At 67.4% G+C, this 26,937-nt stretch carries 24 protein-coding genes; 15 read left to right on the top strand and 9 right to left on the bottom strand.

Translation table 11 applies throughout. From position 1 onward, the window contains the following. Window positions 1-137 precede the first annotated feature (137 nt). The gene (locus ACVMK0_RS06825; RefSeq protein ID WP_250960198.1) at window positions 138-593 is read right to left on the bottom strand and encodes a methyltransferase family protein; all 456 of its coding nucleotides are present in this window, start codon (window positions 591-593) and stop codon (window positions 138-140) included. 77 nt (window positions 594-670) lie between these two features. Continuing rightward, the gene (locus ACVMK0_RS06820; protein ID WP_045535883.1) at window positions 671-997 is read right to left on the bottom strand and encodes a heavy metal-binding domain-containing protein; all 327 of its coding nucleotides are present in this window, start codon (window positions 995-997) and stop codon (window positions 671-673) included. Window positions 998-1,107: 110 nt separating this feature from the next. Here ACVMK0_RS06820 and ACVMK0_RS06815 point away from each other — a divergent pair, with 110 nt between their 5' ends. From ACVMK0_RS06815 to ACVMK0_RS06805, 3 genes are all read left to right on the top strand, one after another. Next, complete coding sequence (locus ACVMK0_RS06815) at window positions 1,108-2,364, top strand: ATP phosphoribosyltransferase regulatory subunit (protein WP_476463348.1); 1,257 nt, start codon at window positions 1,108-1,110, stop codon at window positions 2,362-2,364. A gap of 46 nt (window positions 2,365-2,410) precedes the next feature. Next, the gene (locus ACVMK0_RS06810; protein WP_250960200.1) at window positions 2,411-3,826 is read left to right on the top strand and encodes an adenylosuccinate synthase; all 1,416 of its coding nucleotides are present in this window, start codon (window positions 2,411-2,413) and stop codon (window positions 3,824-3,826) included. 71 nt (window positions 3,827-3,897) lie between these two features. After that, window positions 3,898-5,223, top strand: a complete 1,326-nt coding sequence (locus ACVMK0_RS06805; RefSeq protein WP_045537781.1) for a PLP-dependent transferase — start codon at window positions 3,898-3,900, stop codon at window positions 5,221-5,223. A 96-nt stretch (window positions 5,224-5,319) separates the two neighbouring features. Here ACVMK0_RS06805 and ACVMK0_RS06800 read toward each other — a convergent pair whose 3' ends face one another. Next, window positions 5,320-6,156, bottom strand: a complete 837-nt coding sequence (locus ACVMK0_RS06800; RefSeq protein ID WP_476463347.1) for an arylesterase — start codon at window positions 6,154-6,156, stop codon at window positions 5,320-5,322. Here ACVMK0_RS06800 and ACVMK0_RS06795 point away from each other — a divergent pair. After that, complete coding sequence (locus ACVMK0_RS06795; protein ID WP_045537777.1) at window positions 6,155-6,844, top strand: ABC transporter ATP-binding protein; 690 nt, start codon at window positions 6,155-6,157, stop codon at window positions 6,842-6,844. The two genes, ACVMK0_RS06800 and ACVMK0_RS06795, sit on opposite strands and share 2 nt — an antisense overlap. Window positions 6,845-6,948: 104 nt before the next feature. Next, a complete protein-coding gene (gene rlmB / locus ACVMK0_RS06790) occupies window positions 6,949-7,911 on the top strand; it encodes a 23S rRNA (guanosine(2251)-2'-O)-methyltransferase RlmB (protein WP_476463346.1) in 963 nt (320 codons plus the stop codon). Between the two features lie 106 nt (window positions 7,912-8,017). On the opposite strand, the gene pyrD is transcribed toward rlmB, so the two are convergent. Further along, entirely contained in the window at window positions 8,018-9,202 is a 1,185-nt protein-coding gene (pyrD, locus tag ACVMK0_RS06785) for a dihydroorotate dehydrogenase (quinone) (RefSeq protein ID WP_045535879.1), read from the bottom strand. A 189-nt stretch (window positions 9,203-9,391) separates the two neighbouring features. Here pyrD and rpiA point away from each other — a divergent pair, with 189 nt between their 5' ends. After that, window positions 9,392-10,066 carry a ribose-5-phosphate isomerase RpiA gene (gene rpiA / locus ACVMK0_RS06780; protein ID WP_476463345.1) on the top strand — a complete coding sequence of 225 codons (675 nt, stop codon included), beginning with the start codon at window positions 9,392-9,394 and terminating at the stop codon, window positions 10,064-10,066. A gap of 4 nt (window positions 10,067-10,070) precedes the next feature. Here the strand turns inward: rpiA and ACVMK0_RS06775 are convergent, their stop codons facing one another. Next, window positions 10,071-12,206, bottom strand: coding sequence for a M3 family metallopeptidase (locus ACVMK0_RS06775; RefSeq protein ID WP_476463344.1), 2,136 nt, complete (start codon window positions 12,204-12,206; stop codon window positions 10,071-10,073). A gap of 67 nt (window positions 12,207-12,273) precedes the next feature. Beyond that, window positions 12,274-12,762: a YhbY family RNA-binding protein gene (locus tag ACVMK0_RS06770; RefSeq protein ID WP_476463343.1), complete on the bottom strand. Its 489-nt coding sequence runs from the start codon at window positions 12,760-12,762 to the stop codon at window positions 12,274-12,276. Window positions 12,763-12,779: 17 nt separating this feature from the next. On the opposite strand from ACVMK0_RS06770, the gene ACVMK0_RS06765 reads away from it, so the two are divergent. The 6 genes from ACVMK0_RS06765 to ACVMK0_RS06740 all read left to right on the top strand — a co-directional run bounded on the left by ACVMK0_RS06765 (window position 12,780) and on the right by ACVMK0_RS06740 (window position 20,526). After that, window positions 12,780-13,490, top strand: coding sequence for an RlmE family RNA methyltransferase (locus tag ACVMK0_RS06765; RefSeq protein ID WP_476463342.1), 711 nt, complete (start codon window positions 12,780-12,782; stop codon window positions 13,488-13,490). 124 nt (window positions 13,491-13,614) lie between these two features. Continuing rightward, window positions 13,615-15,531: an ATP-dependent zinc metalloprotease FtsH gene (ftsH, locus tag ACVMK0_RS06760; RefSeq protein ID WP_476463341.1), complete on the top strand. Its 1,917-nt coding sequence runs from the start codon at window positions 13,615-13,617 to the stop codon at window positions 15,529-15,531. Between the two features lie 128 nt (window positions 15,532-15,659). After that, window positions 15,660-16,481 (top strand): dihydropteroate synthase, encoded by an 822-nt coding sequence (folP, locus tag ACVMK0_RS06755; RefSeq protein ID WP_476464657.1) that lies wholly within the window; start codon window positions 15,660-15,662, stop codon window positions 16,479-16,481. 31 nt (window positions 16,482-16,512) lie between these two features. Continuing rightward, on the top strand, window positions 16,513-17,859 hold the full coding sequence (gene glmM, locus ACVMK0_RS06750) for a phosphoglucosamine mutase (protein ID WP_476463340.1): 1,347 nt from the start codon (window positions 16,513-16,515) through the stop codon (window positions 17,857-17,859). A gap of 115 nt (window positions 17,860-17,974) precedes the next feature. Then, window positions 17,975-20,050, top strand: a complete 2,076-nt coding sequence (gene ppk1, locus ACVMK0_RS06745) for a polyphosphate kinase 1 (protein WP_476463339.1) — start codon at window positions 17,975-17,977, stop codon at window positions 20,048-20,050. 2 nt (window positions 20,051-20,052) lie between these two features. Beyond that, entirely contained in the window at window positions 20,053-20,526 is a 474-nt protein-coding gene (locus ACVMK0_RS06740; RefSeq protein ID WP_476464656.1) for a SixA phosphatase family protein, read from the top strand. 19 nt (window positions 20,527-20,545) lie between these two features. Here the strand turns inward: ACVMK0_RS06740 and ACVMK0_RS06735 are convergent, their stop codons facing one another. Then, complete coding sequence (locus ACVMK0_RS06735) at window positions 20,546-22,030, bottom strand: Ppx/GppA phosphatase family protein (RefSeq protein WP_476463338.1); 1,485 nt, start codon at window positions 22,028-22,030, stop codon at window positions 20,546-20,548. A gap of 254 nt (window positions 22,031-22,284) precedes the next feature. Between ACVMK0_RS06735 and ACVMK0_RS06730 the strand changes: the two genes are divergently transcribed. Continuing rightward, the gene (locus tag ACVMK0_RS06730; protein WP_045535869.1) at window positions 22,285-22,497 is read left to right on the top strand and encodes a TA system antitoxin ParD family protein; all 213 of its coding nucleotides are present in this window, start codon (window positions 22,285-22,287) and stop codon (window positions 22,495-22,497) included. A gap of 146 nt (window positions 22,498-22,643) precedes the next feature. Here the strand turns inward: ACVMK0_RS06730 and ACVMK0_RS06725 are convergent, their stop codons facing one another. Both ACVMK0_RS06725 and ACVMK0_RS06720 read right to left on the bottom strand, forming a co-directional pair. Further along, window positions 22,644-22,964 carry a type II toxin-antitoxin system RelE/ParE family toxin gene (locus ACVMK0_RS06725; protein WP_045535868.1) on the bottom strand — a complete coding sequence of 107 codons (321 nt, stop codon included), beginning with the start codon at window positions 22,962-22,964 and terminating at the stop codon, window positions 22,644-22,646. 3 nt (window positions 22,965-22,967) lie between these two features. After that, window positions 22,968-23,228 (bottom strand): ribbon-helix-helix domain-containing protein, encoded by a 261-nt coding sequence (locus ACVMK0_RS06720; protein ID WP_045535867.1) that lies wholly within the window; start codon window positions 23,226-23,228, stop codon window positions 22,968-22,970. Between the two features lie 153 nt (window positions 23,229-23,381). Here ACVMK0_RS06720 and dusA point away from each other — a divergent pair, with 153 nt between their 5' ends. Together dusA and ACVMK0_RS06710 are read left to right on the top strand one after the other, a co-directional pair. Continuing rightward, complete coding sequence (gene dusA / locus ACVMK0_RS06715; RefSeq protein ID WP_476463337.1) at window positions 23,382-24,515, top strand: tRNA dihydrouridine(20/20a) synthase DusA; 1,134 nt, start codon at window positions 23,382-23,384, stop codon at window positions 24,513-24,515. A gap of 171 nt (window positions 24,516-24,686) precedes the next feature. Beyond that, complete coding sequence (locus ACVMK0_RS06710; RefSeq protein ID WP_476463336.1) at window positions 24,687-26,924, top strand: YgiQ family radical SAM protein; 2,238 nt, start codon at window positions 24,687-24,689, stop codon at window positions 26,922-26,924. Window positions 26,925-26,937: the final 13 nt, after the last annotated feature.

Raw genomic sequence — 26,937 nt, 5'->3', positions numbered from 1 at the left:
TTGCTCGCGCACGATGCGCCCTTCCAGCGCCAGCACCGCCGTTGCCTAGGCGCCGGCGCGCTGCTCGTTGCGACAGTTGCCGGTCTGGCTGGCCGCGCCGAAACCAAGAGCCGGGCCGGGTTGGGCGGTGGCTTGGCTTACAGCCAGCGCCTGACTGTACTCTTATAGGCCGCGTAGCGCGCGCCAAACAGCGCCGCCAGAGCGCGCTCCTCGGGTGCGATCTGAAAGCGGTTCAGATACAGCACGAACAGCGGTGCCAAAGCCAAGGCCAGCGGGTTCGACAGGTAGGCCGCCCACGCCAGCAGGCACAGCAGTTGGCACAGGTACATCGGGTTGCGCGAGAAGCGAAACACGCCCCCGGTGACCAGTGCCGTGGTGCGCATGGGGTGGCTGGGGTGGATGGTGGTGCGGGCGCGCCAGCAGGCAACCACGGCCACCAGGCCGATGGCCAGACCCAAGCCGAGCAGGGCCGCGGCCAGAGCGATGCGCCAAGCCCAAGGCAGCGGCGCCACCCACATGGGCGCGAGCCACATCAGCAGCGCCAGCAGCAGCACCAGCGCCGGGGGCGGGAGCTTGAGTTCGAGCCAGTGCATGGCGTCAAAGGGCTGCTGCGCAGCACGCCCTAGGCGTTGTTGGGCTGGATGGGCGGCGGGCTTGGCCTCTCAGCCTCTCAAGCCGCCGCAGTCACGACGGCCGTGCCGCTGGCCGACACCATGAGCATGCCGTTGCCTTGGCCCATGACCTCGTAGTCCAGATCGACGCCCACCACGGCGTTGGCCCCCAGCTCGCGGGCGCGCTGTTGCAGCTCGGCCAAGGCGATGTCGCGGGCTTTTTGCAGCTCGCGCTCGTAGGTGGCGGAGCGGCCACCCACCAAATCGCGGATGCCGGCAAACAGGTCTTTGAACACATTGGCGCCCAAGATCGCTTCGCCCGTGACCACGCCGCAGTAGCGGGTGATGCGCTGGCCTTCGATGTTGGGGGTGGTGGTGACGATCATGCAAATGCTCCTTGGGGTGCGCCCAGTCTGGGACCACGACATTATGGCCCGGTAGGTGCAAACCCGCCTTGCCGGTAAAATTCCGATCTTTGACTGTCCGAATTCCACCCATGTCCGCTTGGCTGCTGCCGGATCACATCGCCGACGTTTTGCCCTCCGAGGCCCGGCACATCGAAGAGCTGCGGCGCGCCCTGCTCGATGCGGCGCGCGCGCACGGCTACGAGCTGGTGATGCCGCCGCTGCTCGAACACCTCGACTCGCTGCTCACCGGCACCGGCGAGGCGCTCGATTTGCAGACCTTCAAGCTGGTCGATCAGCTCTCGGGGCGCACGCTGGGCCTGCGCGCCGACACCACGGCGCAGGTGGCGCGCATCGACGCGCACCTGCTCAACCGCAGCGGCCTGACGCGGCTGTGCTACTGCGGCCCGGTGCTGCACACGCGTTCCGAGCGGCCGCTGGCCAGTCGCGAGCCCTTGCAGTTTGGCGCTGAGCTCTACGGGCACGCCGGGCCCGAGGCCGACCTCGAGGTGATCGAGTTGGCGCTGGCCTGCTTGCGGGCCGCGGGCATGCGGCGCATGGTGCTCGACTGCGGCGACGTGCGCATCGTCGATGCCCTGCTCGATGGGCTGCAACTGCCCGCTGCGCTGGTGCTGCGCCTGCACGCCGCGCTGGCGGCCAAAGACGTGGCCACACTGCGCGAGGCCGGGGCCGCTCTGCCCGCTGCCACGCTGCGCGCCTTGTTGGCCCTGACCGAGCTGCATGGCGACGCCAGCGTGCTGGAGCAGGCCGAGCGCGTGCTCCCGCCGTCGGCGGCGCTGCAGCGCGCGCTAGCCGATTTGCGCCGCTTGGCGCAGTCGGTGCAGCAGGCGCTGGCCACGTCACTAGACGGGAGCCATGCCTCTGGCGGTGCTCGGGCACCGGACAGTGCAGCAACCAAGGCCGCCATTGACATCGAAATCGGCTTCGACCTAGCCGACCTGCGCGGCTATGCCTACTACACCGGTTTGCGTTTCTCGATTTTTGCTGCCGCCCACCCCGGGCAGGTGCCGCAGGAACTGGTGCGCGGCGGCCGCTACGACGAGGTGGGGGCCGTGTTTGGCCGCTGCCGCCCGGCGGCGGGCTTCAGCCTCGATTTGAAAGAGCTGGTTGCGGTGCTGCCGCGCCCGGCGCCGCAAAAAGCCATTTGCGCCCCTTGGGGCCACGACGCCGCGCTGCGCCGCGCCATCGCGGACTTGCGTGCCCAAGGCGAGGTGGTGCTGTGCGCATTGCCCGGCCACGAGCACGAAGTCGAAGAATTCGAGTGCGATCGCGCCCTCGTGCCCCATGATGGGGCTTGGGTGCTGCAAGCGCTGCCTCCCTCTCCATGAACCCGTCCACCTCCACCTCCACCTGCCAGGCTTGGAACCAAACCCTATGAGCGCATCCCCCTTTCAGGCCCGTCCCGGCCGCAACGTGGTCGTCGTCGGCACCCAGTGGGGCGACGAAGGCAAGGGCAAACTGGTTGACTGGCTCACCGAAACCGCGCGCGGCGTGGTGCGCTTTCAGGGCGGGCACAACGCCGGCCACACGCTGGTGATCAACGGCGTGAAAACGGCGCTGCACCTGATTCCCAGCGGCATCATGCGCGCCGGCGTGGTCTGCTACGTGGGCAACGGCGTGGTGCTGTCGGCGGGCAAGCTGCTCGAAGAAATCGTGGGCCTCGAGCGCGCCGGGGTCGAGGTGCGCTCGCGCCTGCGCGTGAGCGAGATCTGCCCGCTGATTCTGCCCTTTCACGCCGCGCTCGACGTGGCGCGCGAGCTGGCCAAAGAGCGCGCCGGCACGGCCAAGATCGGCACCACCGGGCGCGGCATCGGCCCGGCCTACGAAGACAAAGTGGGGCGGCGTGCGCTGCGCGTGCAAGACCTGCGCCACCCCGAGCGCTTTGCCGCCAAGCTGCGCGAGCTGTTGGCCTACTACAACCAGCAACTGGCGGTGCTGGGCAGCGCTGAGGTCGATTGGTCGGCCTATGCTTGGTTGCAAGGCCAGTCGCTGGCCGCCTTCATGCAGGGCGGGCAGATGCAGTTTGAGCCGGTGCTGGCCCAAGCGCAACAACACGCGGCGCTGCTGGCGCCCATGGTGGCCGACGTGTCGCGCGAGCTCAACGAGGCGCACCGGCGCGGCGTGAACCTGCTGTTCGAAGGCGCCCAAGGCACCTTGCTCGACGTCGATCACGGCACCTATCCGTTCGTGACTTCCAGCAACTGCGTGGCCGGCACCGCTGCGGCGGGCGCTGGCGTCGGGCCGGGGCTGTTGCACTACGTGCTGGGCATCACCAAGGCCTATTGCACCCGCGTCGGCGGTGGCCCGTTCCCGACCGAACTCGACTGGGAAACCCCCGGCACCCCGGGCTGGCACATGGCCACCGTGGGCGCCGAAAAGGGCACCACCACCGGGCGCGCGCGCCGCTGCGGCTGGTTCGACGCGGCGCTGCTCAAGCGCTCGGCCCAGGTCAACGGCCTCAGCGGCCTGTGCATCACCAAGCTCGATGTGCTCGACGGCCTGAGCGAGCTGCAGCTGTGCGTGGGCTATCGGCTCGACGGCGAACTGATCGACCTGCTGCCGCTGGGCGCCGACGAGATCGCGCGCTGCGAGCCGATCTACGAAACCCTGCCCGGCTGGAGCCAGCCCTCGGCCGGCGTCACGCGCTACGAAGACCTGCCGCCCAACGCCCAGCACTACCTCAACCGCATCGAGACCGTGACCGGGGTGCCGATCCACGTGGTGTCAACCAGCCCCGACCGCGACCACACCATCTTGCTGCACCACCCCTACCACGGCGCGGTGGCGTGAAACCAGGGCAGATTGTGGAGCAGGTGCGAGTGGAAGATCCGGCTGAGGAGCTGCCCCAAAGCGGCGTTGGTTTGCAAGCAGCGACCGCGCTCATCCACCACCCCTACCAGCCGCCGGCGGGCTTTGATGCCCTGCCACCGGGCGTGTTTAAGGCCTCGACGGTGTTTTTCCCCAACGTGGCGGCGTTGCGCGCGCGTCAGTGGAAAGACAAATCGGGCTACACCTACGGCCTGCACGGCACCCCCACCACCTTCACGCTCGAGGAGCGCCTCGCCAGCCTCGAGGGCGGCGCGCACTGCCTGCTGTGCCCCAGCGGGCTGTCGGCGCTGGCGCTGGTCAATTTGGCCTTCTTGCAAGCCGGTGACGAGGTGCTGCTGCCCGACAACGCCTACGGCCCCAGCAAAGAGCTGGCTCTGGCCGAATTGCGCGCCTATGGCATCAGCCACCGCGTCTATGACCCGATGCAGCCGGCCGATCTGGCGGCGCAGATCGGCCCGGCCACGCGCCTGGTCTGGCTCGAGGTGCCGGGATCGGTCACGCTCGAATACCCCGACCTGCCGGCGCTGATGCAGGTGCTGCAAGCCGCGAACGCTGCGCGCGCTGGGCAGGGTAGCGGGCAGGGCTGCGGGGGGAGCAGTGGGCTGGCCGGTGGGCGGGGCGGCGATCAAGCCACAGCAGCCACCCAGCACAGCCTCGCCGCCGCCCCACCGCGCCCGATCCTGAGCGCGCTCGACCACACTTGGGGCGCGGGCATCGCCTTTTGCGGCTTCGACTTTGGCGTCGATGTGGTGCTGCAGGCCCTGACCAAATACCCCAGCGGCGGCGCCGACGTGCTCATGGGCTCGGTGGTCACGCGCGCGGCGGCGCTGCACCGCCAGCTGCTGCACACCCACATGCGCCTCGGGCTGGGGGTGGGCGCCAACGACGCCGAACTGGTGCTGCGCGGCTTGCACACCCTGCACCTGCGCTATCGGGCGCAGGACGCCACCACGCGCACGCTGGCGCACTGGTTGCAGGGCCAGCGCGGCGTGGCGCAGGTGCTGCACCCGGCGCTGCCCGGATCGCCCGGCCACGCGCACTGGCAGCGCGACGCGCACGGCGCCGCCTGTTTGCTCAGCCTGCTCTGGCAGCCGCACATTCGGCCCGAGCAGATCGACGCCTTTTGCGACCGGCTGCGCCTGTTTCGCATCGGCTACAGCTGGGGCGGCCCCGTCAGCCTGTGCGTGCCCTACGACCTGCCCGCCATGCGCAGCCGCACTTGGCCGCCGCGGCCCAGCCCGGCCGGGCCGCAGCCACCCGCACACGGCCCGCGCTTGGTGCGCCTAGCCATTGGGCTCGAAGACGTGGCCGACTTGCAGGCCGACTTGGCGCAGGCGCTGGCGGCGCTGGACTGGTGAGCGCAGAGCGTCCTTGCCAGTTTTGGGCGTTTGGGCTGGCGGCATCAAGGGCCGCAATAGCCTTGCGCAGCCCACCAGCCTTTGCTCGCGCGCCGCTCAGCCCCGCGCCAGCAGCGGGCGCAAGTGCGGCCAGACCTGCTCGAGGATGATCGGCTGCGCGGCCTCGTTGGGGTGGATGCCGTCGCTCTGGAACAGCGCCAGCGGATCGGCGGCATCGGCCACGCCGGCGAGCATGAAGGGCATGAGCGCCGCCTGCTCGGCCCGCGCCACATCGGCATAGATCTGACGAAACTCCTGCCGGAAGCGGGCGCCAAAATTGGGCGGCATGTCCATGCCCAGCAGCAGCACGCGCGCCCGCACCGCACGGCTGGCGCTGGCCATGGCGCGCAGGTTGGCGCGGGTTTGCGCCATGGGCAGGCCGCGCAGGGCGTCGTTGGCGCCTAGGGCGATCACAACTAGGGCTGGCTGATGCGCTCGCAGCAGCGCCGGCAGGCGGGCACGCCCCCCGGCGGTGGTCTCGCCGCTGATGCTGGCGTTGAACACCTGCACCCCGGCTGGCCCCTGGCGCTCGAGCCGCTGTTGCAGCAGCGCCACCCAGCCGGTGCCCCGGCGCAGGCCGTATTCGGCGCTGAGCGAGTCGCCCAATATCAGCACGCGCCGGTTGCCGCTAGGGCTGGCGGGCCTTGCTGGGGCGGCTGGGGTGGCAGGGGTGGCTGGGGTGGCAGGGGTGGCAGGGGTGGCAGGGGTGGCAGGGGTGGCCGGCCTTGCCGGGCTGGGCGGGGTCGCTGGAGCGGCTGGCGTGGCCGGGGTGGCTGGGTTTGCTGGGCTGGCGCGGGCCATGCCGGTGGCCGCGCAAAGCCCCAGCAGCGCGGTGGCGGCAGCACAAGCGTTAAAGTGGCGGCGTGTGGTTCCCAAAGCAAAAGGCGGTTTCATGGCAGAGGTGGTGATAGCGGTGCGCAAGCTGCGCAAGTCGGTGGCGGATGCCGCAGGCGAGTTGGAGATTTTGCGCGACATCGAGTTCGAGCTGTTGCGCGGCCAGAGTGTGGCCATTGTGGGCGCATCGGGTTCGGGCAAAAGCACTTTGCTGGCTTTAATCGCTGGCTTGGATACTCCCAGCAGCGGCACGGTGGTGCTCGATGGGCAGGATCTGTTTGCCCTCGACGAAGACCAGCGTGCCGCCTTGCGCGCACTCAAGGTGGGGTTTGTGTTCCAGAGCTTTCAGTTGCTCGCCAACCTCACGGCGCTGGAAAACGTCATGCTGCCGCTCGAATTGGCCGGGCGCCGCGACGCGCGCGCGGCGGCCACGCACATGATGCAGCGCGTGGGCTTGGGTCAGCGCTTGGGCCACTACCCCAAGCTGCTCTCGGGTGGCGAGCAGCAGCGCGTGGCGCTGGCGCGCGCCTTTGTGGTGCGGCCGGCGGTGCTGTTGGCCGACGAGCCCACCGGTAGCCTCGACTTTGCCACCGGCGAGCGCGTGATGGAGCTGATGTTTGAGCTCAACCGCGAGCACGGCACCACGCTGGTGCTGGTGACGCACGACCGCGCCATCGCGCAACGCTGCCAGCGCCTGATCACGGTTGAGGCCGGGCGGGCGCTCGAGGTCGCTGACGCACCGGCTTGAGCGGCTGGCTCGGGCTGGCTTGGTTGGCCCCCTCGTTTGGGTTTGTCAGTGCGACAGCCAGTGCGACATCTGGCGCCGCAGGGCTGGCGGATAATCGGCCCCCTATGTCTGCAAACAAAGTGCTGTTCGGCTTCCATGCCGTCGGGGTGCGCCTGAAAATCGCTCCGGCCTCGGTGATCGAGGTTTTATACGACCCCACGCGCCGCGATGCGCGAATGAAGGCCTTTTTGGAGCGTGCGCGCGAGGCCCATGTGCGCCTGATCGAGGCCGATTCTTTGCGCATCGCCAAACTGGCGGGCAGCCACGGCCACCAAGGGGTGGCGGCACGGGTGCTGGCGGTGCCCAGCGCGCGCTCGCTCGACGAGCTGCTCGAGCGCCTAGAGGCGGCGGGTAGCGCGGGAATCGCGGGAAGCGCGGGAAGCGCGGGAAGCGCGGGAAGCGCGGTCAACCCAAGCAGCCTGAGCAACCCAAGCATCTCAAGCAGCTCAAGCAGCTCAAGCAGCTCAAGCAGTCTGTCTGCCGCACTTGCTGGTGGCGGTTCAGACCTAGCCGATCCAGCCCCAACTACGCCGCCACACCCAAGCCCAGCCCCCGAAGGCAGCAGCGCCTCTACACAGCCGCTGCTGCTGGTGCTCGACGGCGTGACCGACCCGCACAACCTCGGGGCCTGCCTGCGCGTGGCCGACGGGGCCGGGGTGCACGCCGTGATCGCGCCCAAAGACCACGCCGCCGGCATCAACGCCACCGTAGCCAAGGTGGCCAGCGGCGCCGCCGACACCGTGCCCTATTTCATGGTCACCAACCTCGCCCGCACCTTGGGCGAGCTCAAAGAGCGCAACATCTGGGTGGTGGGTGCCAGCGATCAGGCCAGCAAAACGCTCTATCAGACCGATCTGCGCGGCCCGTTGGCCTTGGTTCTGGGCGCCGAGGGGCAGGGCATGCGCCAGCTCACGAGCAAGAGCTGCGACGCGCTGGTGCGCATCCCCATGCACGGCGCGGTCGAGAGCCTCAACGTCTCGGTGGCCAGCGCGATCTGCCTCTACGAGGCGTTGCGCCAGCGCGGTTAAACTATTTTCAATGGGGCGAGCTTTTGGGGCCAGCCTTAGCCGAGCCCAGCCTGCGCTAGGCCTTGCGCCGACGACCCAAACGCTGCGCCGCTCTGGGTGAGTGCGCTCAAGGCCGGCGGCTGCGCTGCAGCGCCTGCGCCACCTCGAGCACCAGCGCCGGCCCGCGGTAGATCAGGCCGCTGTAGAGCTGCACCAGGTCGGCGCCGGCTTCGATTTTGCTGATCGCGTCGGCGCCGCTCAAGATGCCACCCACGCCGATGATCGGAAAGTGCGGCCCCAAGCGCTGGCGCAGCGCGCGCACGACGGCGTTGCTGGCGTGCAGCAGCGGCGCACCCGAGAGGCCGCCGGCCTCGTCGGCGTGCGCTTGGCCCTGCACGGCGCTGCGGCTCAGGGTGGTGTTGGTGGCGATGACGCCGTCCATGCCGTGGCGCAGCAGGGCGGCGGCGATGGCCTCGATCTGCTCGGCCTCTAGGTCGGGCGCGATCTTGATGAACAGCGGCCGGCGCACGCCGCTGGCCGCGCTGAGTTCGGCACGGCGCTGGGCCAAGGCGGCCAGCAGTTGTTCCAGCGCGGCGTCGCTTTGCAGGGCGCGCAGGTTTTGCGTGTTGGGGCTGGAGATGTTCACCGCCACGTAGTCGGCATGGGGGTAAACGGCCTCCAGCGCGGTGAGGTAGTCGTCGCTGGCGCGCTCGATCGGTGTCGCGGCGTTTTTGCCGATGTTGAGCCCCAGCACCAAGGCAGGCGCGGCGCCATTCGCGCCATTTATACCCGGCGAGTCTGGTGAGCCGGATATGGCGGATGCAGTAGAAATTGCAGAAGTAGCGGATGTGCCAGAAGTGGCGGGGCCGCCAGAAGCGCCAGCGGCGCCGCTGGAGCGCTGGGCGCGCAGGTGGCTGCGGCGCACGTTGGCCACGAAGGCCGCCAGCCCGTCGTTGTTGAAGCCGAGCCGGTTGATCAATGCTTGGCTCTGGGGCAGGCGAAAGATGCGCGGTTTGGGGTTGCCGGCTTGCGCCAGCGGCGTCACGGTGCCGACTTCGACCAAGCCAAAGCCCAGCGCCCCCCAAGCGTCGATGCAGCGCGCGTTTTTGTCCAGCCCAGCGGCCAAGCCGACGCGGTTGGGAAAGCGCAGCCCGGCCAGCGTGATCGGGTCGGCCACGCGCGGCTGCTGGAGCAAGGCGCGCAGTGGGCTGTGTTGCAGGCGCTCGAGCTGCGCCAGCGCGAGGTCGTGCGCTTTCTCGGCGTCGAGGCAGAACAAAAAGGGACGCAGGAGCGGGTAGGGCAGCAGTGACATGGGGATAATGCGGTTTTTGTAAAAGTGTGCGGGGCAGTCGGGCCGGCGCTATTGTCCCAAATGCCGGTCAGGCTTGGGCCCGGCCCCGAAGGCTCCAAGCTCGAATCCTTTTTGCCCTCCGACAGCCCTTTGCACACTCGCCCCTCCAAGCGAGCACATTCAACCCGCGACCGAGCAAACCCAAGCACCATGAACCAAGACCAACTCAAAACCCTCGTCGGCCAAGCCGCCTTGCAGTACGTGTTGCCGGGGGAATACGTGGGCGTAGGTACCGGCTCGACCGTGAACAAGTTCATCGACGCGCTGGCCAGCCTCAGGGGCCAGATCCGCGGCGCGGTTTCCAGTTCCGAGGCCTCGTCGGAGCGCCTGCGCGCGCTCGGCATCGAGGTGATCGACGCCAATGCGGTGGATTCGTTGGCGCTGTACGTCGATGGCGCCGACGAGATCGACCCCAGCGGCTGCATGATCAAGGGCGGCGGCGCAGCGCTGACGCGCGAAAAGATCGTGGCCGCGCTGGCCCAGCGCTTTGTCTGCATCGCCGACCAGAGCAAGTACGTGCCGGTGCTGGGGCGCTTTGCGCTGCCGGTCGAGGTGATCCCGATGGCGGCGCAGCAGATCGTGCGCCGCTTTGCCGCCCTGGGCGGTGTGGCCACGCTGCGCCTGCAAGCCGACGGCAGCGCGCTGCGCACCGACAACGGCCAGCACATCCTCGACGTGACCGGGCTGCGCATCCCAGACCCGCTGGCCTTCGAGAGCGCAGTGAACAACTGGCCAGGCGTGGTCTGCGTGGGCGTGTTCGCACACCAAAAGGCCAGCGTGTGCCTGCTGGGCACGCCCGAGGGCGTGAAAACGCTGACGTTTTGAACGCTTAAGCGGTTGCCGGTTCCAAGGCATCCGCAGCCAAGTCCGCATCCGCCATGCCCTGATGGCGCAGCAACGCGTCGATGCGCGGCTCGCGGCCCCTGAAGGCTTGGAACGACTCCAGCGCCGGGCGGCTGCCACCCACTTCGAGGATGGTCTGGCGCAGGTGGCGGCCGGTGGCTGGGTCGAGCACGTTGCCGCCATTGTGAGCGGCGGCTTCCTCGAAGGCGGCGTAGGCGTCGGCGCTCAGCACCTCGGCCCATTTGTAGCTGTAATAACCAGCCGCGTAGCCACCGGCAAACACGTGGCTGAAGCTGTGCGGCATGCGCTGCCACGGCGGCGCCTCGAGCACCGCCACTTCGGCGCGCACCTGTGCCAGCAGCGCCATGGTGTCGGCGCTGCCGTCGGCGGCCAGCGGCGCGCCGCCGCTGTGCAGCAGCAGGTCGAACAGGGCGAACTCGACCTGGCGCAGCGTTTGCAGCCCGCTCTGAAAGTTTTTCGCGGCCAGCATCTTGTCGTAGAGCGCGCGCGGCAGCGCGGCGCCGCTGTCCACGTGCGCGCTCAGGTGGCGCAGCACCTCCCACTCCCAGCAGAAGTTTTCCATGAACTGGCTCGGCAGCTCGACTGCGTCCCACTCCACACCGCTGATGCCGGCGACGTCGCGCTCTTGCACCTGCGTCAGCAGGTGGTGCAGGCCGTGGCCGAACTCGTGGAACAGGGTGATCACGTCGTCGTGCGTGAGCAGGGCCGGGCGGCCGTCTAGGCCCTCGGCAAAGTTGCACACCAAATGGGCCACCGGGGTTTGCAGGCCGGCGCCGTCGGGGCGCAGCCAGCGGCAGCGGGCGCCGTCCATCCAGGCGCCGCCGCGTTTGCCGTTGCGCGCGCCGGGGTCGAGGTAAAAGTGGGCGATCGGGGTGGGCGCGGCGGCGCTGCCCGCTGGTGCTGGGCGCTCGATGCAAAAAAACTGCACGCCGGGGTGCCAGCTGGGGGCGTGGTCGGGCCGGATGCGGACTTCAAACAAGGTTTCGATGAGGCCAAACAGCCCTTCGAGCACCTTGGGCGCGGTGAAGTAGGGTTTCACTTCCTGCTCGCTGTAGGCGTAGCGCGCCAGCCGCAGTTGCTCGCCGATGTAGGTCCAGTCCCAGGCTTGGGGGTCGGGCAAGTCGAGCTGTTCGGCGGCAAAGGCGCGCAGGTCGGCCAGGTCGCGTTGCGCCCAAGGGCGTGCGCGCGCCGCCAGTTGGCGCAAAAAGGCGCTCACTTGTTCGGCGCTGTCGGCCATTTTGGGCGCCAGCGACACCGCCGCGTAGTGCGGGTAGCCCAGCAGCTGCGCCTCTTCGTGGCGCAGCGCCAAGATCTGGCTGATCAGGGCGCTGTTGTCGTGCTGCGGCGTGCTGCCGAGCTCGCTGGCGCGGGTGGCGTAGGCGCGGTAGAGGCGCTGGCGCAGCTCGCGGTGGCGGGCAAACTGCATCAAGGGCAGGTAGCAGGGCAGCTTGAGCGTGAGCAGGTGGCCTTCGGCGTGGCCGGCGGCCTGTGCCGCAGCGCGGGTGGCGGCCAGCACGTCGGGCGGCACGCCGTCGAGCTCGTCGGCGCCGGCGAGGTGGTGCCAAGCGTCGGTGGCGTCGAGCAGGTTTTCGCTGAACTTTTGCTGCAGCTCGGCCAGTTGCTCTTGGATGGCGGCAAAGCGCTCTTTGGCCGCGCCTTGCAGCTCGGCGCCGCCGAGCACGAAGCCGCGCAGCGCCAGCGTGCGCGCGCGCGCCTGTTCGGGCGTCAGGCGCGCTGGGTCTAGGGCTTTGTAGCGCGCGTACAAGCGCTCGTCGCAGCCTAGGCCGGTCCAAAAGGCGGTGACGGGGGCCAGCATGGCGTTGTAGGCGGCGCGCAACTCGGGCGTGTCGGCCACGGCGTTGAGGTGGCTCACGGCGCTCCAAGCGCGCTCCAAGCGCTCGGTGGCCACGTCGAGCACCGCCGACATGCGCTGCCAGTCGGTCGGAAAGTCGGGGGTCGTGACCTGTGCCAGTGCTGCCTCGGCCTGTTGCAGCAGCTGCTCGATGGCCGGTTGCACGTGCTCGGGCCGGATGGCGTCGAAGCGCGGCAGGCCGGCGCCGTCGAGCAGCGGGTTGGGGACGGTGGGCGAAGCGTGGGGCATGTGCAGTCGAACCTCTGGCGAGGAAGTCTAATGGGTTGGGGGGTGAAAGCGCTTGCCTGTAAGCCGATTAGCGCGACTGGCTGGCTTTTTTCACGCTCACCGGCCCTGTGGGGCGCGCGCGCTTGACCAAGCCGCCGGGCGTGAGGCGCTGGTTGCCCAGCACGCGCACGGTTTTCACTTCCGGGCGCTGGCCGCCCTTTTTGCTGTATTTGAGCACCTTGTATTCGCGCGGGCCGGGTTTGCGCTCTTCGTCGGGGGCGGCGCTGGCTTTTTCCTTGGGCGGTAGCGGGCGCCAGAGCACCAGCAGCTTGCCGATGTGCTGGATGGGGGCGGCGTTGAGCTCGGCCGCCAGCGTGTGCAGGTAGGCGTCGCGCTGGTTGCGGTCGTCGTTGAACACGCGCACCTTGATCAGGCCGTGGGCTTGCAGGGCGGCCTCGACGGCTTGCGTCACGGCGGGGGTCAGGCCTTCGTGGCCGATCAGCACCACCGGTTCGAGGTGGTGCGCGTTGGCGCGGTGGATTTTTCGGGCGGCGGGGTTGAGTTCGATTTGAGGCATGGGACAATTATCCCCGCATGAAGGTCAAAACACAAAGCAAGAAGGTCAATAAGGCCTGGCTCAATCAACACGCCAACGATCCCTGGGTCAAGCTGGCCCTAAAGGAGGGCTACCGCGCGCGCGCCGCCTTCAAGCTGCAAGAGATCGATCAAACCCTGCAGCTGGTGCGCCCCGGCCAGTGCATCGTCGATCTGGGGTGCGCGCCGGGGGCTTGGTGTCAATACCTGCGCCGCCGCTTGGCGCCTAGCGGTGCTGCGTCGGGCGCGCTCAAGGGCCGCATCATCGGCATCGACCTGCTGCCCATGGAGCCGATCGAGGGCGTGCAGTTCATCCAAGGCGATTTTGGTGACGCGCCGTTGCTGACGCAGCTGCTCCAAGCGCTGGGTTTGCCGGATGCGGCTGCACTGGCGGCGGCTCCAGCGGCCGCCGCTGCGCCGCGCGTGGTCGATCTGGTGCTGTCGGACATGGCGCCCAACCTGTCGGGCATCGAGGGCGTGGATGCCGCGCGCATCGTGCATCTGGTCGAGCTGGCGCTGGATTTTGCCCAAGCCCAGCTCAAGCCCGAGGGCGCGCTGGTGGCCAAGGTCTTTCATGGCAGCGGCTACGAAGGCCTGGTGCAGGCCTTTAGGGCGGCGTTCAGGCAGGTCAAGGTGATCAAACCCAAGGCCTCGCGCGACAAATCGTCTGAAACCTTTTTGATCGGGCTTGGTCTTAAAACCACAGCATAAAGTTGTGTGCTATCCGCGTCATGCAGATGGATTTCATGCAGCGCCGTGCGCGGGGGCTTGAAAGCCCTAAAATCGTGCCCATGTGCAGCGCAGTGTCAGAGTCGGAATTAAGCAGGAGTTTGCCTTGAACAACCAGTGGTTTGCCAAAGTGGCGGTGTGGATGGTGGTGGCCATGGTGCTGTTCACCGTCTTCAACCAATTCCAGGGGGCGCCCACGGCCGGGGCTGCCGCCGTCCCTTACTCCGACTTTTTGGAGAAAGTGCGTGCCAACCGCATTCAGAGCGCCACCATCCAAGAGGGTCCGAACGGCACCGAGATCACCGCCGTGACCACCGACGGGCAGCGCGTGCGCACCCAAGCCACCTTCCTCGACCGGGGCCTGATCGGCGACCTGATCGCCCACAACGTGCGCTTCGACGTGCAGCCGCGCCAAGAGGCCTCGCTGCTCATGACCATTCTGGTCAGCTGGGGCCCGATGCTGCTGCTCATCGGCGTCTGGATCTACTTCATGCGCCAGATGCAAGGCGGCGGCCGCGGCGGCGCCTTCAGCTTTGGCAAGAGCAAGGCGCGCATGCTCGACGACAGCGCCAACACCGTCACCTTTGCCGACGTGGCCGGTTGCGACGAGGCCAAAGAGGAAGTCAAGGAAGTGGTCGATTTCCTCAAAGACCCGGCGCGCTTCCAAAAACTGGGCGGGCGCATTCCGCGTGGGCTGCTGCTGGTCGGGCCGCCGGGCACCGGCAAGACGCTGCTGGCCAAGTCCATCGCTGGCGAGGCCAAGGTGCCGTTTTTCAGCATCTCGGGCTCCGACTTCGTCGAGATGTTCGTCGGCGTGGGCGCGGCGCGGGTGCGCGACATGTTCGATCAGGCCAAGAAAAACTCGCCTTGCATCATCTTCATCGACGAGATCGATGCCGTCGGGCGCCAGCGCGGTGCCGGCTTGGGCGGTGGCAACGACGAGCGCGAGCAAACCCTGAACCAGATGCTGGTCGAGATGGACGGCTTCGAGACCAACTTGGGCGTGATCGTGATCGCCGCCACCAACCGACCTGATATTTTGGATGCCGCGCTGCTGCGCCCGGGTCGTTTTGACCGCCAAGTTTATGTCACGCTGCCCGACATTCGCGGCCGCGAGCAAATCCTGAACGTGCACATGCGCAAAGTGCCCTTGGGCCCCGACGTGAGCGCGTCTGTCATCGCCCGCGGCACCCCTGGCATGAGCGGCGCCGATCTGGCCAACCTGTGCAACGAGGCCGCCCTGATGGCGGCGCGGCGCAACGCGCGCTTGGTCGATATGCAAGATTTCGAGAAGGCCAAGGACAAAATCCTCATGGGCCCCGAGCGCAAGAGCATGGTCATGCCCGAAGAAGAGCGGCGCAACACGGCTTACCACGAGTCTGGCCACGCCCTGATCGGCAAGCTGCTGCCCAAGTGCGACCCGGTGCACAAGGTCACCATCATCCCGCGTGGCCGCGCCTTGGGCGTGACCATGAGTCTGCCCGAAAAAGACCGCTACAGCTTCGACAAGCAATACATGCTGAACCAGATCAGCATGCTGTTCGGTGGCCGCATCGCCGAAGAGGTGTTCATGAACCAGATGACCACCGGGGCCAGCAACGACTTCGAGCGCGCCACCCACATCGCGCGCGACATGGTGATGCGCTACGGCATGAGCGACGAACTCGGGCCCATGGTCTATGCCGAAAACGAGGGTGAAGTGTTCTTGGGCCGCTCGATCACCAAGACCACCCACATCAGCGAAGAGACCATGCGCCGCGTCGATACCGAGGTGCGCCGCATCATCGACGAGCAGTACGCGCTGGCGCGCAAGTTGATCGAAGAAAACGCCGACAAAATGCACGCCATGGCCAAGGCGCTGCTGGAGTGGGAAACCATCGACAGCGAGCAGATCGACGACATCATGGCCGGCAAACCGCCGCGTGCGCCAAAAGACTGGACGCCGCGCAACCCCAGCGTGGGCGGTGGCGGCGGTGGCGGCTCGACAGCGGTCAAACCCGAGGCGGCACCCACCGCAGCGTGAGCGCGCCCAGCCCGGGCTTAGCAGAAAGCGCCGTTGGCAGCGGCGGCGCTTCCGACACAGTGGCCGCGGCTGTTCGCTGCGTCTGGCAGACCAGCCGCTTTGCGCTCGACTTGGCGCAGCCGCGCGTGATGGGCATCCTCAACCTCACGCCCGATTCCTTCTCCGACGGCGGCTTGTACCTAAGCCCCAGCGCCGCCCTGCGCCACGCCGAGCGCCTGCTCTCCGATGGGGCCGATGTGCTCGACCTCGGGGCCGAATCGACCCGTCCCGGCGCCGCGCCGCTGCCGCTGGAAGCCGAGTTGCAGCGCCTGCTGCCGCTGCTGCGCGAGCTGCGCGGCTGGCAGGTGCCGCTGTCAATCGACACCTACAAACCCGAAGCCATGCAAGCCTGCCTCGACGAGGGGGCCGACATCATCAACGACGTCTGGGCGCTGCGCCGCACGGCCAGCCCCGGCCCGGCTGGAGGCCTGAGCGGCCCGAGCGCTGAGGCGGTGCTGGCGCAGCACCCCACCTGCGGCGTCTGCCTGATGCACATGCACCTCGAGCCGCAAACCATGCAAAGCGCGCCCATGAGCGGCGACGTGCTGCCCCAGGTGCGCGATTTTCTGGCCCAACGCGCGCTCGATCTGCAGGCGCGCGGGGTGGCGCGCGCGCGCATCGTGCTCGACCCTGGCATCGGCTTTGGCAAAACGGTGGCGCAAAACTTTGCCCTGCTGGCGCGCCAGAGCGAGCTGCTGGCGCTGGGCTACCCGCTGCTGCTGGGGTGGTCGCGCAAATCGTCGCTGGGCGCCGTCACGGGCTGCGCTCAAGCGGCCGAGCGTGTGCCCGCCAGCGTGGCGGCGGCGCTGCTGGCGGTGGAGCGCGGGGCGCGCATCGTGCGCGTGCACGATGTGGCGCCCACGGTGCAGGCCATCAAGGTCTGGCAGGCCATGCGCGAGCAGGCGCGATAATTCAAATCTTTTAGGGCAGGACAGCACCGGCATGAGCAGCAGACAGTACTTTGGCACCGACGGCATTCGCGGCACGGTCGGCCAGCCGCCCATCACCCCCGACTTTGTGTTGCGGCTGGCCCATGCCGTGGGGCGCGTGCTCAAGCGCAACCAGTCGCACCCCAAGGTGCTGATCGGCAAAGACACGCGCATCTCGGGCTACATGCTCGAGTCGGCGCTGGAGTCGGGGTTCAACTCGGCCGGGGTCGATGTGGTGTTGCTCGGGCCCTTGCCTACCCCGGCGGTGGCCTACCTCACGCGGGCGCAGCGCGCCAGCCTCGGCGTGGTGATTTCGGCCAGCCACAACCCCTTTGCCGACAACGGCATCAAGTTTTTTAGCGCCCAAGGCAGCAAGCTCAGCGACGAGTGGGAGCTCGAGGTCGAGGCCGCGCTCAGCCAGCCGCCGCACTGGGCCGCTTCGGCGCAACTGGGCCGCACGCAGCGCCTCAACGACGCCGCCGGGCGCTACATCGAGTTTTGCAAGAGCACCTTTGGCACCGATCTGACGCTGCGCGGGCTCAAAATCGTCGTCGATGCCGCGCACGGCGCCGCCTACCACATCGCGCCCAAGGTCTTTCACGAGCTCGGGGCCGAGGTGATCGAGATCGGCTGCCAGCCCGACGGCTTCAACATCAACCACGAGGTCGGGGCCACGCACCCGAAGGCGCTGGTGGCGGCGGTGGCGCAGCACCGCGCCGACCTCGGCATCGCCCTCGATGGCGACGCCGATCGCCTGCTGCTGGTCGATGCCCAAGGCCGGCTCTACAACGGCGACGAGCTGCTGTATCTGCTGGCCGACGACCGCCTTGGGCGCGACGAGGTGGTGCCGGGCGTGGTGGGCACGCTCATGACCAACATGGCGGTGGAGCTGGCCTTGCAAGCCAAGGGCGTGCCGCTGCGCCGCGCCGCGGTGGGCGACCGCTACGTGCTCGAAGAGCTGCAACGCCAGCGCTGGCAGCTCGGCGGCGAGGGCTCGGGGCACTTGCTGATTCTGGACAAGCAGACCACGGGCGATGGCATCGTGGCCGCCTTGCAGGTGTTGCAGGTGTGCGTGCGCAGTGGCCAGTCGCTGGCGCAACTGCTGCAGGGCCTGACGCTGTTTCCGCAAACCCTGCTCAACGTGCGCCTGCAACCCGGGCAAGACTGGCAAACCCATGCCGCCCTAGCGCGCACGCTGGCGCAGGCCGAAGCGGCGCTGCAGGGGCAGGGGCGGGTGCTGATACGCGCCAGCGGCACCGAGCCGCTGCTGCGCGTGATGGTCGAGGCGCGCGAAGCCGCGCTGGCGCAAGGCTGGGCCGAGCGCTTGGTGGCCAGCCTGAGCGAGCGCAGCGCCGCCTAAACGCTGGGGAGCGCGGCCCTGGGCATGCGGGTTTACGCGGAGTTGTCACATTTTGGGGTGCGGGCCGTTCCATAATTGAACGTTATGGCCTTTCAGGGAATCGTAAACCAGACGCATGAGCACCACACCGCCCCCTAAGCACGGTTTTCTGGACCGCGACCAAAGCATACTTGCCTTCAACGAACGCGTGCTCGACTTGGCCCGCCGGCCTGCCGTGCCCATGCTGGAGCGGCTGCGCTACCTGACCATCGTGTCATCCAACCTCGACGAGTTTTTCGAGGTTCGTTTTGCGCCGCAGCTGGCGGCTTTTATGGCCAACGAACAGCGTGGCGCCATCACGGCGCAGAGCTTTCGCGAAGTGGCGGCCAAAATCCACTCCTTGGTCGATCTGCAATACCTGATCCTCAACGAGGAATTGCACCCGATCCTGGAAAAGCGCGGCGTAAAAATCGTGCCGCACAGCGAACGCACGCCGGTGCAGCGGCGCTGGGTGAGGGAATACTTCGCCACCGAGGTGCAGCCACTGCTGCTGCCGGTGGGGCTCGACCCCTCGCACCCTTTCCCGCAGGTGGCCAACAAGTCGCTCAATTTCATCGTGCGTCTGGCTGGGCGCGACGCCTTCGGGCGCGAAAACGAAGTGGCCATCGTCAAGGTGCCGCGTTCGCTGCCGCGCTATCTGCGCATCCCCGGCATGCGCATGAGCAAAACCGCTTGCTTCATCTCGATTTCGAGCCTGATCCGCTCGCATCTGGGCGACCTGTTCCCAGGCCGCACGGTGACCGAGTTCTCGCAGTTTCGCGTCACGCGCCACTCCGATCTGGCGGTCGATGAAGAAGAGGTCAAAAACCTGCGCACGGCGATGCGGCTTGGGCTGCAGCACCGCCACTACGGTCAGGCACTGCGGCTCGAAGTCTCGGCCGGCTGCTCCGAATTTTTGTCTGATTTTCTGCTGCAGCAGTTCAACTTGCCACCCGAGTGCCTGTTTCGCGTCGCTGGGCCGGTGAATCTGGTGCGCATGACGCAGCTGATCGACCTGCTCGATTTGCCCGCCCTGCGCTTCGAGCCCTACTTGCCCGGCTGGCCCTCGCAACTGGTGCCGGGGCAGTCGTTTTTTGAGCGCCTCAAAAAGGGCGACGTGCTCATCCACCAGCCCTACGAGAGCTTCGATGCCGTGCTGGCGTTTTTGCGCGAGGCGGTCGAAGACCCGCAGGTGCTGGCGATCAAACAGACCATCTACCGCACCGGCAGCAAGGGCGAAATGGCCGATTTGCTGCGCGAAGCGGTGCGCCGCGGCAAAGAGGTCACGGCGGTGGTCGAGCTCAAGGCGCGCTTCGACGAAGAGGCCAACATCAACCACGCCGAGCGGCTCGAGTCGGTCGGGGCGCAGGTGGTGTATGGCATCGTCGGGCTCAAAACGCATGCCAAGATGCTGCTCATCACGCGGCGCGAAGAGGGGCGGCTGGTGCGCTACGCCCATCTGTCCACCGGCAACTACAACCCCGGCACGGCGCGGCTGTACACCGATTTCAGCTACCTCACGGCCGACGAGGCCCTCACCAGCGACCTCGATCAGGTGTTTTTGCATCTGGCTAGCCAGAGCCGTCTGCCCAAGCTGCACAAGGTGCTGGCGGCGCCGTTTTACCTGCACAAAGGCATGCTCGAGCGCATCGAGGCCTGTGTGGCGGCCGCCAAACAGGGGCTAGAGGCGCCGCGCATCATTCTCAAAACCAACGCCCTCACCGACGAGCCGCTGGCGCGCGCGCTGGCGCACGCTTCGCAGGCCGGGGTGCAGATCGACGCCATCGTGCGCGGGGCCTGCATTTTGCCGGCTGGGGTGCCGGGCTACACCGACAACGTGCGCATCCGCTCCGTCATCGGCCGCCTGCTCGAGCACTCGCGCGTGTTTTATTTCCGCTACGGCGAGCACGAGGAGCTGTGGCTATCCAGCGCCGACTGGATGAACCGCAACATGTTGCGCCGCGTCGAGTTGGCTTGGCCGGTGACCGACCCGGCGCTGCGCCAGCGCGTGATGGAAGAGGGCATCCACCAGTACCTGCACGACAGCCGCGACGCCTGGCTGCTGCAACCCGACGGCAGCTACGCGCGCGCTGGGGTGCACCAAGGGCGCGGCCGCAATCCGCTGCACTCGGCCCAAACCAGCCTCATGACCCGCCACGGAAGCAAAGGATGAACATGGACTTGATCCTCTGGCGCCACGCCGAAGCCGAAGATTTGGAAGAAACCGAAGAGGGCTGCGGCGCCGACCTGTCGCGGCGCCTCACGCCCAAGGGTGAGCGCCAGGCGCTGCGCATGGCGGCCTGGCTCGATCGCCAGCTGCCCGAAGGGGTGCGCGTGTATTGCAGCCCCGCCGTGCGCACCGAACAGACCGTAATCGCGCTCGGGCGCAAATACAAGGCCCGCGACGAACTGCGCCCCGATGGCACGGTCGAAGAGCTGCTGCAGCTGGTGCAGTGGCCCGACGCGCGCCAGCCTGCTTTGGTCGTTGGCCACCAGCCTACTTTGGGCCGCACCGTGGCCCGGCTGCTCGACTGGCGCGAGGAAGACTGCTCGATCCGCAAGGGTTCGGTGTGGTGGCTGCGCCAGCGCGAGCGCGACGGCTGCGCGCAAACCGTGATCGTGACCGTGCAAACGCCGGAGCTGCTCTAAACCGATAGGGCTCTGTAGATCAGCGCAAATCCAAGTCCAGCGCCCAGTGCGTTTTTTGCCAGGCCAGCGCTTCTTCCTCCAGCAGCCAGGCCGATTGCGGATAGCGCTTGGACCAACCCGGCACCGAGCTGAACTTGAAGCGGTTGGCCTTGTAGCCCAGCCGCAGGGCGCCGGTGTCGGGGTCTTTGCGGGCGTGGCACAGCAGCACCGCCAGCCGCAGGCACAGCAGCTGCTTGGCAAACAGCTCTTCTTGCAGCTCGGGTTCGACCTTGCGCAGCTTGCCGCGCTGGCCCAGCACCAAGCGGCTCATGCGGTGCAGTTCGGGCAGCGAAAAGCCCGGTGCATCGACATGGTCGAGGATGTAGGCCCCGTGGCGGTAAGATTGCTCGTGCGAGATGTGGGTGCCGATCTCGTGCAGGCGCGCTGCCCAGTCGAGCTTGCGTGAGTAGCGGCCGTTGAGCGGGTCTTCGTCGGCCACTTGCGCAAACAGCCGCACCGCCAAAGCGGCCACGCGCTCGGCTTGGGCCTGGTCCACCGTGTAGCGCGCACCCAGCCAGCGCACCGTGCGCTCACGGATGTCGGTCTGGTCGCTGCCGCGGTCGATCAGGTCAAACAGCGCGCCTTGGCGCAACGCCCCATAGGAGCGGTGCAGCGCCTGCAGATCAAAGAGCTCAAACAGCGTGTGCAGCACGCTCAAACCGCCGCACAGCACCGGGCGCCGGTCGTCGCGCAGGCCCTCGAGGCGCAGCTCGCTCACGTTGCCGGCGCGCAGTAGCCGCTCGGTGATCCAGTCCAGCCCGGGGCGGGTGATCACGTCCGGATCAAAACCGTTGAGCGCCAGTATTTCGCACACCGCGCCGGCGCTGCCCGACGAGCCATAAGCCAGCTTCCATTCGGCAGCGGGAAAGGTGTCCAGGGCTTCGTCGAGCACCGCCTTGGCCGCGATCACGGCGGTGCGCAGCATGGGGGTGGTGAACTGGCCGCGGGCAAAATAGCGCTGCGTCCACGACACCGAACCCAAGCGGTAGGATTCCAGCCGCAGCGGCTCGTAGCCTAGGCCCAGGATGATTTCGGTCGAGCGCCCACCGATGTCGATCACCAAGCGCCGCTCGTCCGACTGCGGCAGCAGGTGCGAGGCGCCCTGATAGATCAGCCGCGCCTCCTCGTGGCCAGAAATCACGTCGATCGCAAAACCCAGCACCGCCTGCGCCTTGCGCATGAAGTCGTCGCGGTTGCGGGCCTCGCGCAGGGTTTGGGTGGCCACGGCGCGCACTTGGGTTTTCTTGAAGCCTTGCAGGCGCTCGCCAAAGCGCGCCAAGCACTCCCAGCCGCGCTCCATGGCGGCCAAGCTCAGGTTTTTGTACTCGTCGAGCCCGGCCCCCAAGCGCACCGGTTCCTTGATGTAATCGACCCGGGCCACATGCCCCGAGTCGTAGCGGCCGACCTCGAGCCTGAAGCTGTTCGAGCCCAAATCCACTGCCGCTAAAAGGGTTCCGTTGTCCATAATGGTATGTACCTATTCCGGCCAAGCATACCACTGGCTGGGCGGGCTCCTGACGCTCAGGACCGACTGCACCGACTCACTTGAACGGCGGCATGCCGCAAGCGACAGCGATCCCGTGCTGCTGATAGCAGCACCCACCGCGCCCCAGCCTTGGTGCGTACTATAGAGGGTTGGCGCGTGCAGATCGGCCTTTCGCTTGATTCCAAGGTCGCGTTTTGCTACATTTGCAGCGGCATGCCACAGGAGAAGCTGTCATGAGTGTTTCGATTCGAATCGACCCTGCTTTGTACGAAAGCGCCAAGGTGCGCGCCAAGGCCGAAATGCGCTCGGTTCCGCAGCAAGTGGCTTATTGGGCCAAGGTGGGGCGGGCAGCGCTTGACAACCCATACTTGCCCATTGAGTTTGTGCGCGACACCCTGCAGGCGCTCGAAGAGGAATCAGAGCCCTTCGTCTTGCCTGAAGCATGAGCCTCGTGCTGCAGCAACGCCCCGCCTTCAAGCGGGCCTACAAAAAGCTGCACCCCAACCAACGCGATGCCGTCCACGCCGCCATGTTTGCTCAGCGCTCAGCGCGTGGCGGGCGTCAAGGCCAATGGTTCGGTCATGGGCGGGGCTCAAAATTGGCCGTAAAAGTCTTCCTTGAAGCGGCCGATTTGATGCATGCGCTCGTGCAGGATGGTTACGATGCCGATGTCACCGTTGGATAAGCGCCGCCAATACACGAAGTGCCGTTCGTGGCGGAAGAAGAAACCTTCAACCCCGAATGCAGCCGGCACTGGTCTAGAGGCCACCCCGTGCGTCTCGATGCGTTCAAACGCCTCGAACAGCCCGCAGATGTAGCGGTCGGCTTGCGCTTGGCCCCAGCGCTCACGCGTGTAACGGTAGATCTCGTCCAGCCGCCAAGACGCAGCCTCTTGAACGCGCACGGTGGGCATCGTTCAGGCACCTGCAGCATTGCGCGTGATCACATCCGCTGCCGTCAAAGGGCGGTAGGCCGACTCGGGTGCAGCAAAGGCCTGCGCCAACTCCGCCTTCAGCCGGTCAAAGGCCTGTTGTTCCTTGCGCTCCATGTCGCGCCGGATCAGATCGCGCACGTACTCGCTCACGTTCTCGTAGGCGCCGTCTTGCTGCACGTTGGTGGCTACAAACGCGCTGAGCGCGGGGTTCAGGCGCACGGTCATGGTGGTGGTTTGTGACATGGTGATCAGCGGGCATGCTAGGCTGTCTTCATTCTAATCATTATTGAAGACATTGATAGACAAGACTGCCGCTGCCGCTTTGCCTAAAATCTCGCGATGACCTCGGTTCCACACCTCGGTATCCGCGCACCCAGCACCAAACCAACCGCGCCCATGCCCGCACCCCAAGCCGATCAAGGCCAAGCCGCCCAACCCAGTCCTTCTGGCGGTTACAGCCCTTGGCGGGTGTGCGTGGCCCCGATGCTCGACTGGAGCGACCGTCACTGCCGCTACCTGCACCGCCTGCTCACGCGCCACACCCGGCTCTATACCGAGATGGTGACCACCGGCGCCTTGCTGCACGGCGATGTGGCGCGGCACTTGCGCTTCGATGCCGCCGAGCACCCGCTGGCCTTGCAGCTCGGGGGCAGCGAGCCCGACGAGCTGGCCCGGTGTGCGCGTTTGGGGCAGGAGTGGGGCTACGACGAGATCAACCTCAACTGCGGTTGCCCGAGCCCGCGGGTGCAGCGCGGCGCCTTTGGCGCTTGCCTGATGAGCGAGCCGCAGCGCGTGGCCGACTGTGTGCGCGCCATGCGCGCGGCTGTCGATGTGCCGGTGACGGTCAAGCACCGCATCGGCATCGACGAGGAGCAGAGCTATGGCTTTGTGCGCGATTTCGTGGGCACGGTGTCCGAATCGGGCTGCACGGTGTTCATCGTACATGCGCGCAACGCCTGGTTGCAGGGCCTGAGCCCCAAAGAAAACCGCGAAGTGCCGCCGCTGCGCTACGAGTGGGTACACCAGCTCAAGCGCGATTTTCCGGCCCTCACGCTGGTGCTCAATGGCGGCTTGCAAAGCGCGGCGCAGATGGCCGAGCAGCTGCAACACGTGGACGGCGTGATGGTGGGGCGCAGTGCCTACCACCAGCCGTGGCTGCTGCACGATTGGGACGCGCAGTTCTTTGGCCACAGCCACCCGGCGCCCAGCCGCGACGCGGTTGAGGCCGCCATGCTCGATTACATGGAGCGCCAAGCCGCACTCGAGGGCACGCCTTGGTACGCGGTGGCGCGCCACATGCTGGGCCTGCGCCACGGCCAGCCGGGGGCGCGGCGCTGGCGCCAAGTCTGGAGCGACCACCGGCTCAAACACCAGCCCGCGCGCCACGTGTGGCAACTGGCGCAGCAGGCTTTGCACGCGGGTGTGGGCGAGCAGGGCGCGGGCCCCGAGCCGGCCTTGTCTGGGTGCGCGCCGACCTCTGCCCCCGATCCCGCTCTCACCCCCGCTCCCGCCTACAGCACTGCCACCTAGCAGGGCATCGCCGCCGCGGCGTGCACGCCGGCGCGCCAGCGCCTATGATCGCTCACTTCAATCATGAGCATATCAAGCCCCTACGCCCCAGCCCAGGCCCCAGCCCAAGCGCCCAAGCCCCTGAGCAGCTACAAGCCCTATTAGGCCAAGCGCTTTGGCGTTGCACCTTTTTTGCCCACCAGCCGCGCCGAGATGGAGCGCTTGGGCTGGGACAGCTGCGACGTGGTGTTGGTCACGGGCGACGCCTATGTCGATCACCCCAGCTTTGGCATGGCCGTGATCGGGCGCGTGCTCGAGGCCCAAGGCTTTCGGGTGGGCATCATCGCCCAGCCCGATTGGCACAGCGCCGAGCCCTTCAAGGCGCTGGGGCAGCCCAATCTGTTTTGGGGCGTGACGGCGGGTAACATGGATTCGATGATCAACCGCTACACGGCCGATCGCAAAATCCGCTCCGACGACGCCTACACCCCCGGCAACGTGGGCGGCAAGCGCCCAGACCGCGCCGCCATCGTCTATAGCCAGCGCTGCCGCGAGGCCTACAAAGAGGTGCCCATCGTGCTGGGCGGCATCGAGGCCAGCTTGCGCCGCATCGCCCATTACGATTACTGGAGCGACCAGGTGCGGCGCTCGATCGTGGTCGATGCCAAGTGCGATGTGCTGCTCTACGGCAACGCCGAGCGCGCGCTGGTCGAGATCGCGCACCGGCTGGCGCGGCGCGAGCCGGTGGCACAGATCACCAATGTGCGCGGCACCGCCTTTGTGCGCCGCAGCAGCGCGCCGGGCTGGGTTGAGATCGATTCGACCGAGGTCGATCGGCCCGGCCGCGTCGAGGCAAACCTGAGCCCCTACCTGAGCACCAGCGAGCAGGCGCAGGCGCGCGGCGGCGCGTGCAGCCAAGCCGAAGCCGGATCAGAGCAGACTGATGCTGCCTCAGCCACCGCAGCCGCCTCAGCCACCGAATCAGCCGCAAACCCCGTTGCCGCCCAAGCCCCCACCAGCGCCGTGATCGCCTTTCATCCGCCGTTGGCCCAGCGCGCCAAGCTCTCAGCCCCCGAGCGCGCGCGCAGCGTGATCCGCCTGCCCAGCTACGAGCAGGTGCGCGCCGACCCGGTGCTCTACGCCCACGCCAGCCGCGTGCTGCACCTCGAGACCAACCCCGGCAACGCGCGCGCGCTGGTGCAGGCGCACGGCAGCGGCCCGGGACTGCGCGATGTCTGGATCAACCCGCCGCCCATTCCCTTGAGCAGCGCCGAAATGGACTGGGTCTTTGGCCTGCCCTATGCGCGCAGCCCGCACCCGAGTTATGCCGATGCGCAGGGCCGCCACGACGGGCCGACCAAAATCCCGGCTTGGGAGATGATCCGCTTCAGCGTCAACATCATGCGCGGCTGCTTTGGCGGTTGCAGCTTTTGCTCCATCACCGAGCACGAGGGCCGCATCATCCAGAGCCGCTCCGAAGACTCGATCGTGCGCGAAGTCGAGCAGATCCGCGACCAAGTGGCCGGCTTCACCGGCGTCATTTCCGACCTCGGCGGCCCCACCGCCAACATGTACCGGCTCGGCTGCAAAAGCCCCGCCATCGAGGCCGCCTGCCGCAAACCCAGCTGCGTCTATCCCGGCATCTGCCCCAACCTGCACACCGACCACCGGCCGCTGATCTCGATCTACCGGCGCACGCGCGCGCTGCCGGGCATCAAAAAAGTGCTGATCGGCTCGGGTCTGCGCTACGACCTGGCCGTGCTCAGCCCCGAATACGTGCAGGAACTGGTGCAGCACCACGTGGGCGGCTACCTGAAAATCGCGCCCGAGCACACCGAAGGCGGGCCGCTGTCGAAGATGATGAAGCCCGGCATCGGCAGCTACGAGCGCTTCAGAAAGATGTTCGAGCACTACAGCGCCGAGGCGGGCAAAAAACAGTACCTGATTCCGTACTTCATCGCCGCCCACCCCGGCACCAGCGACGCCGACATGATGCAGCTCGCCCTATGGCTCAAGCGCAACGGCTTTCGTGCCGACCAGGTGCAGACCTTCTACCCCAGCCCCATGGCCACCGCCACCGCCATGTACCACAGCGGCCTCAACCCGCTCAAGGGCATCCACCGCGACGCGCGCGCCGAACGCGTCGATGTGGTCAAGGGCGACAGACGGCGGCGCCTGCACAAAGCCTTTTTGCGCTACCACGACCCGGCCAACTGGCCGCTGCTGCGCGAGGCGCTCAAAGCCCTAGGCCGCGCCGACCTGATCGGCAACGGCCGCCAGCACCTGATCCCCAGCTTTCAACCCGCCGGCACCAGCACGTATCAGAGCCCACGGCGCAGCAACTCCACCCCCGTGCGCCCCGGCACCCTGCTGACGCAGCACACCGGGTTGCCACCGCGCGCTGGCACGGCGGGTAAGAAAAGGCCCTGAGCGGCTGGGAGGG

The organism is Serpentinimonas sp. SSL01, assembly GCF_056323735.1.
This window is presented reverse-complemented; position numbering and strand designations above follow the sequence as displayed.

Bases quoted from the DNA above. Each gene is read 5' to 3' on its own strand.
- ACVMK0_RS06825 (WP_250960198.1), bottom strand. From the start codon at position 593: ATGCACTGGCTCGAACTCAAGCTCCCGCCCCCGGCGCTGGTGCTGCTG.
- ACVMK0_RS06820 (WP_045535883.1), bottom strand. From the start codon at position 997: ATGATCGTCACCACCACCCCCAACATCGAAGGCCAGCGCATCACCCGC.
- ACVMK0_RS06815 (WP_476463348.1), top strand. From the start codon at position 1,108: ATGTCCGCTTGGCTGCTGCCGGATCACATCGCCGACGTTTTGCCCTCC.
- ACVMK0_RS06810 (WP_250960200.1), top strand. From the start codon at position 2,411: ATGAGCGCATCCCCCTTTCAGGCCCGTCCCGGCCGCAACGTGGTCGTC.
- ACVMK0_RS06795 (WP_045537777.1), top strand. From the start codon at position 6,155: ATGGCAGAGGTGGTGATAGCGGTGCGCAAGCTGCGCAAGTCGGTGGCG.
- ACVMK0_RS06800 (WP_476463347.1), bottom strand. From the start codon at position 6,156: ATGAAACCGCCTTTTGCTTTGGGAACCACACGCCGCCACTTTAACGCT.
- rlmB (WP_476463346.1), top strand. From the start codon at position 6,949: ATGTCTGCAAACAAAGTGCTGTTCGGCTTCCATGCCGTCGGGGTGCGC.
- pyrD (WP_045535879.1), bottom strand. From the start codon at position 9,202: ATGTCACTGCTGCCCTACCCGCTCCTGCGTCCCTTTTTGTTCTGCCTC.
- rpiA (WP_476463345.1), top strand. From the start codon at position 9,392: ATGAACCAAGACCAACTCAAAACCCTCGTCGGCCAAGCCGCCTTGCAG.
- ACVMK0_RS06775 (WP_476463344.1), bottom strand. From the start codon at position 12,206: ATGCCCCACGCTTCGCCCACCGTCCCCAACCCGCTGCTCGACGGCGCC.
- ACVMK0_RS06770 (WP_476463343.1), bottom strand. From the start codon at position 12,762: ATGCCTCAAATCGAACTCAACCCCGCCGCCCGAAAAATCCACCGCGCC.
- ACVMK0_RS06765 (WP_476463342.1), top strand. From the start codon at position 12,780: ATGAAGGTCAAAACACAAAGCAAGAAGGTCAATAAGGCCTGGCTCAAT.
- folP (WP_476464657.1), top strand. From the start codon at position 15,660: ATGGGCATCCTCAACCTCACGCCCGATTCCTTCTCCGACGGCGGCTTG.
- glmM (WP_476463340.1), top strand. From the start codon at position 16,513: ATGAGCAGCAGACAGTACTTTGGCACCGACGGCATTCGCGGCACGGTC.
- ppk1 (WP_476463339.1), top strand. From the start codon at position 17,975: ATGAGCACCACACCGCCCCCTAAGCACGGTTTTCTGGACCGCGACCAA.
- ACVMK0_RS06740 (WP_476464656.1), top strand. From the start codon at position 20,053: ATGGACTTGATCCTCTGGCGCCACGCCGAAGCCGAAGATTTGGAAGAA.
- ACVMK0_RS06735 (WP_476463338.1), bottom strand. From the start codon at position 22,030: ATGGACAACGGAACCCTTTTAGCGGCAGTGGATTTGGGCTCGAACAGC.
- ACVMK0_RS06730 (WP_045535869.1), top strand. From the start codon at position 22,285: ATGAGTGTTTCGATTCGAATCGACCCTGCTTTGTACGAAAGCGCCAAG.
- ACVMK0_RS06725 (WP_045535868.1), bottom strand. From the start codon at position 22,964: ATGCCCACCGTGCGCGTTCAAGAGGCTGCGTCTTGGCGGCTGGACGAG.
- ACVMK0_RS06720 (WP_045535867.1), bottom strand. From the start codon at position 23,228: ATGTCACAAACCACCACCATGACCGTGCGCCTGAACCCCGCGCTCAGC.
- dusA (WP_476463337.1), top strand. From the start codon at position 23,382: ATGCCCGCACCCCAAGCCGATCAAGGCCAAGCCGCCCAACCCAGTCCT.